Source organism: Janthinobacterium agaricidamnosum NBRC 102515 = DSM 9628 (assembly GCF_000723165.1).
Lineage (GTDB): Bacteria > Pseudomonadota > Gammaproteobacteria > Burkholderiales > Burkholderiaceae_D > Janthinobacterium > Janthinobacterium agaricidamnosum.
Genome location: NZ_HG322949.1, coordinates 1,241,465 through 1,254,528, shown reverse-complemented (window position 1 = coordinate 1,254,528; position 13,064 = coordinate 1,241,465). Strand labels below are relative to the sequence as shown.

At 61.8% G+C, this 13,064-nt stretch carries 11 protein-coding genes; 4 read left to right on the top strand and 7 right to left on the bottom strand.

What is annotated here, in order from left to right; all coding sequences use genetic code 11:
* The first annotated feature begins 139 nt into the window (after positions 1 to 139).
* Positions 140 to 2,263 (top strand): dipeptidyl-peptidase 5, encoded by a 2,124-nt coding sequence (locus GJA_RS05310; protein ID WP_051780344.1) that lies wholly within the window; start codon positions 140 to 142, stop codon positions 2,261 to 2,263.
* Between the two features lie 58 nt (positions 2,264 to 2,321).
* On the opposite strand, the gene GJA_RS05305 is transcribed toward GJA_RS05310, so the two are convergent.
* The 6 genes from GJA_RS05305 to GJA_RS05280 form a co-directional block, all read right to left on the bottom strand.
* The gene (locus GJA_RS05305; RefSeq protein WP_038489535.1) at positions 2,322 to 3,617 is read right to left on the bottom strand and encodes an MFS transporter; all 1,296 of its coding nucleotides are present in this window, start codon (positions 3,615 to 3,617) and stop codon (positions 2,322 to 2,324) included.
* 246 nt (positions 3,618 to 3,863) lie between these two features.
* Complete coding sequence (locus GJA_RS05300; protein ID WP_038489532.1) at positions 3,864 to 4,586, bottom strand: BON domain-containing protein; 723 nt, start codon at positions 4,584 to 4,586, stop codon at positions 3,864 to 3,866.
* Between the two features lie 118 nt (positions 4,587 to 4,704).
* A complete protein-coding gene (locus GJA_RS05295) occupies positions 4,705 to 5,331 on the bottom strand; it encodes a hypothetical protein (protein ID WP_242404452.1) in 627 nt (208 codons plus the stop codon).
* A gap of 227 nt (positions 5,332 to 5,558) precedes the next feature.
* Complete coding sequence (locus tag GJA_RS05290) at positions 5,559 to 7,280, bottom strand: methyl-accepting chemotaxis protein (protein WP_038498814.1); 1,722 nt, start codon at positions 7,278 to 7,280, stop codon at positions 5,559 to 5,561.
* A gap of 209 nt (positions 7,281 to 7,489) precedes the next feature.
* Positions 7,490 to 9,205, bottom strand: a complete 1,716-nt coding sequence (locus tag GJA_RS05285) for a dipeptidyl-peptidase 3 family protein (RefSeq protein ID WP_038489526.1) — start codon at positions 9,203 to 9,205, stop codon at positions 7,490 to 7,492.
* Positions 9,206 to 9,317: 112 nt separating this feature from the next.
* The gene (locus GJA_RS05280; protein WP_038489523.1) at positions 9,318 to 9,917 is read right to left on the bottom strand and encodes a short chain dehydrogenase; all 600 of its coding nucleotides are present in this window, start codon (positions 9,915 to 9,917) and stop codon (positions 9,318 to 9,320) included.
* Between the two features lie 111 nt (positions 9,918 to 10,028).
* Here GJA_RS05280 and GJA_RS05275 point away from each other — a divergent pair, with 111 nt between their 5' ends.
* Positions 10,029 to 10,913, top strand: a complete 885-nt coding sequence (locus tag GJA_RS05275) for a LysR family transcriptional regulator (RefSeq protein ID WP_038489520.1) — start codon at positions 10,029 to 10,031, stop codon at positions 10,911 to 10,913.
* A gap of 7 nt (positions 10,914 to 10,920) precedes the next feature.
* On the opposite strand, the gene GJA_RS05270 is transcribed toward GJA_RS05275, so the two are convergent.
* Positions 10,921 to 11,694: an IclR family transcriptional regulator domain-containing protein gene (locus tag GJA_RS05270; protein ID WP_038489517.1), complete on the bottom strand. Its 774-nt coding sequence runs from the start codon at positions 11,692 to 11,694 to the stop codon at positions 10,921 to 10,923.
* 142 nt (positions 11,695 to 11,836) lie between these two features.
* Here GJA_RS05270 and pcaH point away from each other — a divergent pair, with 142 nt between their 5' ends.
* Complete coding sequence (pcaH, locus tag GJA_RS05265; RefSeq protein ID WP_038489513.1) at positions 11,837 to 12,529, top strand: protocatechuate 3,4-dioxygenase subunit beta; 693 nt, start codon at positions 11,837 to 11,839, stop codon at positions 12,527 to 12,529.
* 10 nt (positions 12,530 to 12,539) lie between these two features.
* Positions 12,540 to 13,061 (top strand): peptidase associated/transthyretin-like domain-containing protein, encoded by a 522-nt coding sequence (locus GJA_RS05260; RefSeq protein ID WP_038489510.1) that lies wholly within the window; start codon positions 12,540 to 12,542, stop codon positions 13,059 to 13,061.
* Positions 13,062 to 13,064: the final 3 nt, after the last annotated feature.

Below are 13,064 nucleotides of genomic sequence, written 5' to 3'. Positions count from 1 at the left end.
TAAATTCGGCAACCACGCCTTGCCCCTCTCTAAAAATTGTCTGAGAGGCCACAAATGCGGGATAATATTGGCCGTCGACAATTTTATACTTGACGAGAATTTGCTGTCGCTCCTTTTACTGACTAACGGACCAGGCCATATGATATTTCCCCATTTGCGGCATCAAGCCGGCGCGCTGCTGATCGCCGCCGCCTTTTTTCCTGCTTTACCCACGCTCGCCAACGCCGCCACGCCGGCCGCGAAACATGCGATCACCCACCAGGATGTATGGCTGATGAAACGGGTCGGCGCTCCCGTTGCCAGCCCGGACGGCAAGTGGGCCGTGTTTTCCGTGCTCGACAGCGCCTACGACAGCAAGGAGCAGTGGTCGGACTTGTGGATCAAGTCGCTGACCGACGACACGCCGGCGCGCCGCCTGACGTTTACCAAGGGTGGCGAAAGCGCCGTGGCCTGGTCGCCGGACAGCCGGCAACTGGTGTTTGTCGCCAAGCGCGACGGCGATGAAGCGGGCCAGATTTACCGCCTCGACATCGCCGGCGGCGGCGAGGCGCAACGCCTGACCACGTTGACGATGGGCGCGCGCCAGCCGAAATGGAGCTCGGACGGCAAACAATTGCTGTTCGTCAGCGATATCTATGCTGGCGACACCAGCGAAGAAGACATCAAGCAATCGGCCAAGGAACGCAAGGACCGCAAATACAGCGCGCGCGCCTATGAAACGTATCCGCCGCGCTATTTCGACAAATGGCTGACCGACAAACAGGTACGCCTGTTCGTGATGGATGCGCAAGCCGGCGCCACGCCGCGCGATATCCTGGCCGGCACCACACTGGCGGCGCTGCCGGGCTTTGGCGGCGGCCAGGGCGATGAAGGCCAGTCGCTCGACGCGATCTGGGCGCCGGACAACCAGTCGATCGTGTTTTCCGCCTCGACCAACCGCGATCAAATCGCCCGCGTTTACAGCGATGCGCAAATCTTTAGCGTACCGGTCAACGGCGGCGAAGCCCGCCAATTGACGCAAGACAAGCGCAGCTATGGTTCGCTGAAATTCTCCGCCGACGGCAAGACGCTGTTCACGCTGACGTCGGAAGAAACGCCGGACAAGGTCTACGACCTGAAGCGGCTGGCCAGCTTCGCATGGCCGCTGGCCCATCCGCAGCCGAGCGTGCTGAGCGCCAGGCTGGACCGTTCGATTTCGCGCTTCGTGCTGCCGGATGGCGGCAAGCGCATCGTGTTCACCTACGAACATGCCGGCCTGGAAAAATTGTATTCGATGAATTACAGCGGTGGCGAGGTGCGCGACGAGCCATCGGCGGCGACCGGCAGCATCGGTGCGCTGAGCGCCGGCGGCAAGGCGCTGGTCGGGGTGTGGGAATCGTCGATCAATCCACCGGAAATCTATTCCTTCCATGGCGCGCCGAAACGCCTGACCACGTTCAATACCGGGCAGGCCGCGGCGATCGACTGGCAAGCGCCGGAACACTTCTGGTTCACGGCGGCCGATGGCCGCCAGATCCACAATATGATCGTCAAGCCGGCCAACTTCGATCCGAGCAAGAAATATCCACTGTTCGCCGTGATCCATGGCGGCGCCGCCAGCATGTGGCGCGACCAGTTCGTGCTGCGCTGGAATTATCATTTGCTGGCCCAGCCCGGCTATATCGTCTTGCTGACCGACTACAAAGGTTCGACCGGTTATGGCGAGGAATTTGCGCGTGCGATCCAGTTCGATCCATTAAAGGGACCGGCCGACGAGATCAACCAGGCGGTCGACGAAGCAATCAACAAATATCCCTTCATCGACGGCAGCAAGCTGGCGGCCGGCGGCGCCAGTTACGGCGGCCACCTGGCCAACTGGCTGCAAGCGACCACCACCCGCTACAAGGCGATCGTCTCGCATGCCGGTGAAATGGATCTGGTCATGCAATGGGGCACCAGCGATGGCGGCCTGGGACGCGAAGTCAATGCCGGCGGTACGATCTGGAGCAATGCGCCGGTATGGCGCGAGCAAAGCCCGGCGCTGCAGGCTGGCAATCATGAAAAAGGCACCGGTTTCACGACGCCTATCCTGATCTCGGTCGGCGAGCTGGATTACCGCGTGCCGGCCAATAATGCCCTGATGAATTTCGCCATCCAGCAACGCTTGAACGTGCCGAGCAAGCTGCTGGTGTTCCCGGACGAAAACCATTGGATCATGAAGGGTGAAAACAGCCGTTACTTCTACAGCGAAGTGCAAGGCTGGCTGGCCAAATACCTGAAGTAATCCGCCGCTGCCTCGACGTCAGCCAAGCCGGCCCGGTCTGCCGACCGGGCCGGTTTTTTTACGCCGCCTTGGCCAGGGGCTGGACCTGCGCCTTCTGGCGCTTGATGGCCATTACCATCAAGGCCGCCACCAGGCAGGCGGCGCCGGCGGCGAACAGGGCCGGGTTATACGTCATCATCAAGGTGCGGATACGGCCAGCGCCGTACGCCGCCGTGGCGGCGCCCAGCTGGTGGCCGGCAAAGATCCAGCCGAACACCATGCCGGCCTGTTCCTTGCCGAACGTGCTGCCGACCAGCTTGACGGTAGGCGGTACGGTGGCGATCCAGTCCAGGCCGTAGAACATCGCGAACAGCGACAGGCCGTACAGCGTGAATTCCGAATACGGCAGCCAGAACAGCGACAAGCCGCGCAAGGCGTAATACCAGAACAGCAGCTTGCGGTTGTCGTAACGGTCCGACAGCCAGCCGGACAAGACCGTGCCGACCAGGTCGAACGCGCCCATCATCGCCAGCACCGACGCGGCCGGCACCGCCGACAGGCCGGAATCGCCGCACAATGAAATGAAGTGGGTCTGGATCAAGCCATTGGTGCTCAGGCCGCAAATGAAGAAGGTGCCGAACAAGATCCAGAAGGTGCGGTTGCCGGATACGCTGCGCAGGATCTGGAACGGCGTGGCGAACGTGACTTTGACCGATGGCGCAGGTGCAGGCGCGACGGCCGGGTCGGCGCCATAGGCGATCAGGTTGACGTCTTGCGGACGGTTGCGCATGAACAGGAACGCCAGCAGCGCCACCAGCGCGCAAATGGCAAAGATCGGCAGCACCGCGCTGCGCCAGCCGAAATGCTCGATCAGCCACGCGCCAAACGGCAGGAACAATAATTGCCCGGTGGCCGAGCTGGCGGTCAGCAAGCCGATCACCAGGCCGCGATGGGTGTCGAACCAGCGGTTGGCCACCACCGCGCTGAGCACCAGCGCGGTCAGGCCGGAACCGATGCCGAGCAAGATGCCCCACAGCGCCAGCAAGTGCCAGAACTGGGTCATGCGCGTCGCCAGCAACATGCCGGCGGCGATCAGGCTGAGCGCGACGCAAATCACATTACGCAAGCCGAAGCGTTCCATCAGGATCGCGGCGAACGGTCCCATCAAGCCGAACAGCGCAAAACGCACCGCCAGCGCCGACGAGATCTGCTCGGTGTCCCAGCCGAACTCCTTGCTGAGCGGCTGCATCATCGCACCGGGCAAACCCAGTGCTGCGGACGAGGTCAGCGCGGTCAGGAAAGTGATAACAACGATGACCCAGCCAAAATGGATGCCGCGCTGCTTGAGCCAGTCTGAAAACGGTAGGGCTAACATGGATGTCCTTGAGTATAGATATATCGGTGCCGTTCATTTTATATGATGATCATCATAAATACAAACGGCCGCTATGATTGATAATAAATAGTCAAGCATACATCGTTTTATTTACTTGTGGAAACTACTGTATCAAGCAGTGGTTATTTAGCGACAGGAAAACACAGGATGGGGCAGCGCGGGACAGCGTTGTCAACACGGGGATGGACGGCGCCCCGCCATCCATCCCCGTTGTTGTACTGCCGCTTATTTTACTTTCAATGCACTTTTTACATCGGTCACGCCTTCAACGCTGCGCGCCAGCGCCACGGCCTTGTTGGCCTCGGTTTGCGACGGCACGAAACCGCTCAGCATCACCACGCCGTTGACGGTTTCGACATGCACGTCCAGCGCCTTCAAATCCGGCGCCTTGACCAGGTCGGCCTTGATCTTGGTGGTGATCACGGTATCGGCCACGGCGGTGCGGGCGGTGCTGCTGCCGGCGGTGGGGTTGGCATTGTTCTGGTTTTGCGCCTGGCCGGTTGCCGCTGCGCCGCCATCTGGCGTGCCGCTGTCGGCGGCGGCCAAGGCCGTGTCGCGGGCCGCTTTGGCTTGGTTGGTGCAGACCGTCTTGTCGCTGCCGCTACGCTCGCCGCATTTTGCCTTGGCCAAATCATATTCGGCGTCGGCCACCGATTTGCGGGCCTTGCTCAGCTCGCGCGGGGTGTTGCGATATTGCGCGACAGCATCAGATTCAGCCTTGGCGCGGGCCACCTTGGCTTCTTCGACACACACCTTCCGGGCGTTGCCGCTATTGGCATCGCACGCCGTTTTGGCGGCCTTGTAGTCGCTAGAGGCCTTGTCGGTCAGGTTTTTGTAGCTGGCGCCGCTGGCCTGGGTGGACTGGTTGGCTTGTTGTGCGATAGCAGGCGAGGCAACCAACAAAGCGGAAGCGCTGGCTGCCAGCACAAGCGAGATGACTTTATTCATGATGTTCCCTTTCTGGTTAGGTTGACGAAGAGATTAGACGCCTGATGGGCGCCGCTCTCTGTGCGTGAACGTACCGTTCCGGGAAATCGTGTACCGCTATCTGTCCGCTCATGACGGGTCATTTGTCCTTGATCAAACCTTCCCGCCATAAGTCTTGCACCTGATCAAAAGGTGAATCGGAAACAGTAAAAACGGCGCCATCCTTGACCAGCCCCAGCCATGCCAGCGTATCGTGCGAACCGCCCGCCAGCGGCTGTGTCCGGCGCACATCTTCCATCCAGGCATACACCGCGCCATATTGCTCGGGATGGCGGCCACGGGTCCAGGCCAGCGCCACCAGGTCGGCAAAACCTTCTTCACGCCGGGTTTCGCGAATTTCCTGCGCGACTTTCTGCAAGTCAGGCTGATAGGCGTAACCTTCCGGCGCCTCGACAAAACCGCTCGGCGTGCGGTGCCAGTCGCCTTGGGCGTAGCGCCAGCAATGGCCGATTTCATGCGCCGTCATTGCTTCAATCATCCAGTCGCGCTGGGCGGCCGGCACCGCTTGCACGATGGTCTCGGCTTGCGGATTGCCACGCATCGACAGCACCAGCTTGCAGCGGCCGCCGGCAAAACCGAGCGCCAGCGGCACCGCGTCCGGCGCTTGTTGCGGTTGAACAATGATGTCGAGCGGCAGCTTGATCTGGCGTGCATACTCGATCACGGGCGCAGCGGCGCGCAGCCAGCGCGATTCGGTGTCGGTCAAATCGCCCGGTCCTGCTGAAACAGTGCTGCAAAGTAAAGATAAACCGGCAAATGCCACGGACTTGAACATGACAATATTTCCATGAAACAACAACAAGTTCCTAAAAGTAACTTTTTATTGCTTATAGAGTAGCCGGTCCGCGTATTTCCACAAGGCAAAATAGACAACAGCGGCGAAAAAAAGGCCGGTGTCGCCACCGGCCTGGATTCCGCTGCGGCAAGCGCCGCTTAAAACTCTTCCCACTCATCGGCGCCAGGCTTGCGCGACGGCGCGGCGCCGGCAGCCAGGCGTTTCGGCGCCGTGCTTGCCTGGGCAACCTTGGCAAGCTTGCCAACCTTGGCCGGCTGGCGTGGCGCCGGCCGCAGCGCGGCGGCAGCGACGACCGGCGCGGCATGCCCATCGAGCTTGAAGATGCTGACCACTTGCGCCAGGTTGCCGGCCTGGTTTTCCAGCGCCGAAGCGGCGGCCGTGGCCTGTTCGACCAGCGCGGCGTTTTGCTGCACCACCGAATCCATCATGCCGATGGCGGCGTTGACTTGCTCGATGCCCTGGGTCTGCTCCTGGCTGGCCATGCTGATCTCGGCCATGATGTCGGTCACGCGCTTGACGCTGTCGACGATTTCCGACATCGTCGCGCCAGCTTCGTCGACCAGCTTGGCACCGGTATCGACTTTCTCGACCGAGTCGCCGATCAGCGTCTTGATTTCTTTCGCCGCCGAGGCCGAGCGCTGCGCCAGGTTGCGCACTTCGGTCGCCACCACCGCGAAACCACGGCCCTGCTCGCCCGCCCGCGCCGCTTCGACCGCCGCGTTCAAGGCCAGGATATTGGTCTGGAAGGCGATGCCGTCGATCACGCCGATGATATCGACGATGCGTTTCGACGATTCATTGATCGACGCCATCGTGTGCACCACTTCCGACACCACCGCGCCGCCCTTGACCGCCACCGCCGACGCCGACAGCGCCAGTTGATTGGCTTGCCGCGCATGGTCGGAATTCTGCTGTACCGTACTGGTCAGTTCTTCCATCGACGACGCGGTTTCTTCCAGCGTGCCGGCCTGCTGTTCGGTACGACCCGACAAGTCCAGGTTGCCGGCGGCGATCTCGGCCGACGCCTGCGAAATCGTCAGCGTGCCGCTGCGCACCTGGGCCACGATATTGACCAGGCTGTCGCGCATGCCGCGCATCGCGAACAGCAAACTGGACTGGTCGCCAGCCTTGGTATCGATGACCACCGCAAGATTGCCTGCGGCAATGTTGCCGGCGATTTGCACCGCGTATTCGGGTTCGCCGCCCAATTGTTTCAACAGGCCGCGGCTGATGAAAATCGCCGCCGTGGTACCGATCGCGATCGCGCTGGCGCACAGCAAGACCATGAAGAAGAAGAAATTGCGCGCCACCTGGCGCGCCTCGGCGGCTTGCTCCTGGCTCATCGCTTCTTCCAGGTCGATCATCTTATTGACCGACGCCAGCCATTCGACAAACGCCGGCGCGGCCTGGCTGCGCAGCAATTCAGTCGCGTCCGGTACATTGTCGGCCAGGCGCAGGGCGATCAGCTTGTCGATCAGCGGCTGCGTCTTCGCTTCGCTGGCCTTGATGGCGACCAGGGCGCTGCGCTCGGCGTCGCTGGTGTTGCCGGCGCTGGCCAGCAATTGGTCCAGCGGGCCGGCCGATTTGGCGTAATTGTCGGCCAGCGTCTTGATCTTGTCGATTTCCGGCTGCGCCGCACCCTTGTCGGCGGCCAGCACCACGTCGCGCACGGCGATCGCCCGGTCATGCACGCTGCCGCGGAAATTGATCGCGTAGCGCTGCTTGACGTTGTTGACGTCGCTGATGCCGGTCAGGATGGTGTCGATGCTTTGCACCCGCAGGATGGCGAGGCCGGTCAGGATCACCATCAATGCAAATACGGCGCCGAAGCCGAGCGCCAGGCGGTTGCTGATTTTCATACCTTCGATCTGCATGTGTTCTTGTCTCTGTTGAAAAAATGCGCTATGCGCAAAGTGTTTTTATTGATGCGCAAGCTTGCGCATAATTCCAATACTGCAACTGAAATGACTGTACCACAAGACTTTCACTCTTGCCGACAGCTAATTGAAGTGAAAAAAAACGACGGCTGCACCTACGCAAACCGCCGTTTCCGGTGCGAAACGGAGACTTATTTTGCCGCACCGCTCTCCAGCGCGCGGGCCGTCGCGAAATCGGGACGGATATCGTTGGAGACCGCCTTCATCTTGTCGAGCGCGACTTGCACTTCAGGACGGATCACCACGTATTTGGCGATCAAGGCCTTGGCGCGGGCATAGTCGCCGGTCGCTTCGATGGTCAGGAATTCGCGGTCCAGGTCGGCCACCGCCTGCTTGATCTTGCTGAAATCGACGCCAAACTTGCCATCGCCCAAAGCCACAAAACCGCCCTTGTCGAGCAGGTAATTCATCTGGATCGCCATGCCGCGCGCATGCGAATCGGTCAAGCCGAAATGCAGCGTGCGGAAACCGGAGGCGAGGAAGGTGTTGTACAGCTTGCGCTCGGCCACTGCGCCTTGTCCCAGCGTATCGTTCAACTGGCCCTTGTCCATCATGTAGGCCAGCGCGTACAGGCCGGTGATGTCGGCCTTGGCTTCTTCGATGGTGGAATAGGTTTCCTTCAAATCCTGGCGCGGCGTCGATGCCTTGCCGTAGACCCTGGTCGCGTGCGGGCCGAGGCCGTGGGTGATTTCATGGGCCAGGATGTGGGTGAAGAAGGAATTGAAATCCAGGTCTTGCTGCGCCGCTTCGGTCAGCACGATTGTCGAGATCGGCGTCAGCGTCGCGGCGAACTTGGCTTCCTGCACGTTCTTCAACATCACGCGCTTCGAACCGCGCGCGCTGATGATGCGCTCGTCGTTCGGCAAATTGTAGGCCGCGGTTTGCACGCCCATATTGCCGTCGCCGCCGCCATATACCTGGTTCACCACCACCATCGGCGCCAGCGCGCCGACTTTCGGGTTCAGGTATTGCTTATCCAGCGGCAAGTTGTCTTCCAGCTCCTGCATATGCTTGGCGAAGAAATTCAACTTTTGGGTTTCGGCCTGGTCGCGGATATTCACATACGCCTCGAACGCCGCCTTGTAGCCGAACAATTCGTCGTTATAGGTTTCGTACGGCCCGATGGTGACATCGACCGGGGCATCCAGGTCCATCCACGCGAAGTCGGACGGCAGGTAATCGTTGTCGAGGAAAGCCTTGGCGCGCAAGGTCAGGAATTTTTTCAGCGACGCATTGTCGGTCGCGGCGGCCGCTTCATTCAACAGCCTGGCCAGTTGCTTCAGCTCGGTCTTGTATTCGTCGGAATACTTGACGGTCTTGAACTTGCCGTCCTTGCCCTGGCGAATGGTGGTGAAAAACCACTGCGCCTGCTGCTTGTCCCTGGCTGGCAAGGCGTCCATCCAGCTTTCCAGCGCGGCCTTGCTGGTCCCGGCCGGATAAAAATTGCCCGCGTCCGGCTTCCTGGCCGGGATCGTCATGCCGGCGTATTCGGCTGGCAAGAAAGACTCATGGCCATCGAGGATCGACCATGGGCCTTTGTTGAGCCAGAAATAATCGAGGCGCGCGACGCCCAACGGAGTCTGGTCTTTTTTCAAGGCCGCCCATAATGCTTCATTGCCCGACCAGCGCTGGCGCAATTGCAGCACGTCGACGATCCTGGCCGCTTCGACCAGTTTTGCGATGGCCTTGCGGTCGCCGGCCGACAAACCGGAAATATCGGCGGTCAACTGGACCGGCGCGTAACGCGCGCTCATGCGGTTCAATTCATCGACGCTGGCTGGGGCCGGTGCAGCACAGGCGCCGCCGACTACGGCCGCCATCATCAGGGGGAGCAGGATTTTTTTCATGTGACCTTTGTGGTGAATTCAATCGGAACAGCGGCGCGCCGGATAAGCGGCGCCGCGATTCCCAAGGCGGCTATTGTAAACCACCTGATTCACGCCAGTCAGGCCATCAATCTTACCAAACCTTGAATACCTGTCCGGTTTGCGCGCCCTCGACGCTGCGCACGTAGGCCAGCGCCACGCGGCTGGCCCTGGCCGGCTCGAAGCCCCGGAAAAACGGGCCATACGATGGCAGCGATTCCTCCAGCACGGTCGGGCTGACCGCATTGATGCGCAGGCCGCGCGGCAGCTCGATCGCCGCGCCGCGCACAAATCCCTCCACCGCCGCATTGGTCAGGCTGGCCGCGACGCCATGGCGGATAGGCTGTTCGGCAAGGATGCCGCTGGTCAGCGTGATCGAACCGCCGTCGTTGACGAATTCCTGCGCCACCAGCGCCACATTGACCTGGCCCATCAGCTTGCTGTTCAAGCCGACCTGGAATTGTTCCGGCGTGAACTGGGCCAGCGGGCCGAAGTGCACATTGCCGGCCGCCACCACTACCGCATCGACCTTGCCGGTCTTGGCGAACAGCGCGCGTACTTGCACGATGTCGCTGATATCGGTTTGCAAGTCGCCGCTGCTGCTGCCGACCTTGATGATGTCGTGGCCTTGCGCCAATTGTGCCGCCACTTCCTTGCCGATGGCGCCGCTGGCGCCGATGACGATGATTTTCATGGTGTCTTCCTTGTGTATGAATCAGTGAGGTGGTGAAAGCAGTATGTTCCTCTTCATCCGAAGAATAAATGCGCTAACATTTACATCATTACAAACTCATGGTTAGCAATCATGGACAAGCTGCGCAGCATGGAAATCTTCGTCGCGGTGGTCGACGCCGGCAACTTTACCGCCGCCGCCGAGGCGTTCGAGATGTCACCGGTAATGATCGGCAAACATATCAAGCACCTGGAAAGCCGGCTCGGTGCGCAGTTGCTGACGCGCACCACGCGGCGCCAGGGCCTGACCGAGATCGGCGCCCAGTATTGTGAACAATGCCGTTTGATCCTGGCGCACATTACGGCCGCCGAAAGCGGCGCCGAAGCGATGCACGCGGTGCCGCGCGGCCGTTTGAAAGTCAGCGTGCCGGTAACCTTCGGCAGCGAATTGCTGGCGCCGGCGGTCACCGATTACCTGCGATCACATCCGGAAGTGAGCCTGGACCTGAACTTGAACGACCGCCTGGTCGACCTGGTCGATGAAGGTTACGATGCGGTGATACGGATCGGCAAGCTGGAAGACTCCAGCCTGGTCGCGCGGCCGCTACATCCTTACCGCATGGCCATTTGCGCGTCGCCGGCCTACCTGGCCCGGCATGGCAGACCGCGCACGCCGGACGACCTGGTCCAGCATGAATGCCTCGATTACATACACTGGAACAAGCTGGTGCGCTGGCGCTTGAAAGGAGAAACCGGCGATTCGGCGCTGTGGGGCGGACGCTTTCGCTGCAACAATGGCCAAGCCTTGCGCATGGCCGCGCTGCAAGGTTTTGGCGTGGTGTTGCAAACTGAAATATTGCTGGCAAAGGATATCGCGGCGGGACGCCTGGTCCCGCTGCTGCAAGAGTACGTGCCGGCGCCGCGGCCGATGCATTTGCTGTATTCGCGCGACCGGCAGCCGACGCCGAAACTGACGACCTTTATCGACTTTGTGCTTGAGCGTTTCGGGCCGCCCTGAACCGTACTCACAGCAAAGCGTTCAATTCGACCTGGATCTTGATCAGCGCCGGCAAGCAGCGCTCGACCAGTTGCTCCAGCGGCATGCGGCCGGCATGCACGCTGATGTTGAGCGCGGCGATCACTTCGCCGCGAAAGTTCTTCAGCGGCACGGCGATGGTGCGCAATCCCAGCTCCAGTTCCTGGTCCACCAAGGCATAACCCTGGCTGCGCGCGCGGCCGATTTCCAGCGCCAGCCGCTGCTTGTCGACGATGGTATGTTCCGTGATTTGCTCGGGTTCGATGCGGGCCAGGAAAGCCTCGACCTGCCCTGGTCCCAGGTTGGCCAGCAGCATGCGTCCATTGGCGGTGCACCAGGCCGGTACCCGGGTGCCCGGCTGCAGCGTGGCCGACACCAGTTGCCCGGCGCTGACGGCCGCCACGCACACCAGTTGATCGTGGTCCAGCACGCCGGCCGACGCCGCCTCGCCCAGGCCGTACGCGAGCCGGTACAGCAGCGGCTGGACCACCCGCGGCAAGCGCGCCGAATGCAGGTAGGACTGGCCCAGCCGCAGCACCATCGGCGTCAGCGAAAACAGCTTGTCTTCATGCCGCATATAACCCAGGTGCGTCAGCGTGATCAGGTAGCGCCGCGCCGCCGCGCGGGTCAGGCCGGTGCGTTCGGCCACTTCGGCGATGCTGAGGCGGCGCCGTTCCTGGTCGAAGGCCTCGATTACTTGCAAGCCCTTTTCCAGTCCGGCGATCAGGTCGCGCCTGGCAGGCGGCGGTGTGGTGCTGTCCATGTAAAAAAATCCGAATTTGGGCGATATTCGCCCTTTATGTGCGATCAGCGAATATAACACGCAGCGGGCATCTTGTGAGCCTGCCGCGGCTTCCCTACCATCGTGGCCAAGCTGACCATTCACCCACCGAAGGAAACCCGCTGTGAAATTCGACGCCATCGCCCCCGGCCTGTATCCGGAGCTGATATATCCGCCCTACCAATCGACCGCGCGCCGTGGTCCGACCCAGCCGGCACTGCGGCTCAACTGGCCAGACGCGGTCCGGCACAACATCGACGCGTCGCCGCGCATCCTGCTGCCGAACGATACGGACTTGACGGCGCAAGGCGAGGCCGCGCCGCTGGGCGAAAAAATCGTCGTCACCGGCCGCGTGCTGGACCAGGACGGCCGGCCGGTGCGCAACTCGCTGCTGGAAGTGTGGCAATGCAACGCGGCCGGCCGCTACCGCCACCAGCGCGACCAGCACCATGCGCCGCTCGATCCGAACTTCAACGGCTGGGGCAAGATGCTGACCGACGACGATGGCCGCTACCGCTTCGTCACCATCAAGCCCGGCCCCTACCCATGGGGCAACCACGACAAGGCCTGGCGCCCGGCCCACATCCATTTTTCACTGTTCGGCAATGTGTATGCGCAGCGCCTGGTGACGCAGATGTATTTCCCCGGCGACCCGCTGTTCGCGTACGACCCGATCTTCCAGAGCATCAGCGACCTGGCGGCGCGCCAGCGGCTGATTGCGCGCTACAGCCTGGAGCACACGGTCGGCGACCAGATGCTGGGCTATGCATTCGACATCGTCCTGCGCGGACGGGACGCCACTCCGCTGGAATCTTGAGGAACCCACCATGAGCAATGACATTACCACTTCGCAAACCGTCGGCCCGTACCCGCACGCCGCCTGGCAATGGGCGGCCGACCTGAGCGCCTCCCGGCACCTGCGCACCGACGCGGCCACCGTCACCATCGAGGGCGTGATCTACGACGGCGCCGGCGCGCCCGTCAGCGATGCGCAAATCGAAGCCTGGCAGCCGGCCGCGGCGGCAGCGGAGGAACAACAGATGCTGCCCGGTTTCCGGCGCGTGCCGAGCGATGGACAAGGCGCTTTCAGCCTGCGTTTGTCGCTGGTCGAACAGCCGCCGGGCGCGCCGCTGGCGCTGCTCACCGTGTTCGCGCGCGGCTTGCTGGTACACCAGTTCAGCGCGGTGTTCCTCGACGACGACAGCGGCCTGCAACAATCGGCGCTACTGGCCCAGGTGCCGGCCGAACGCCGCGCCACGCTGCTGGCCCGTCACACCGGCGCCGGCCGCTACCGCTGGGACATCCACCTGCAAGGGCCGCAGGAAACCGTGTTTTTCGACTACGCCTGAGCC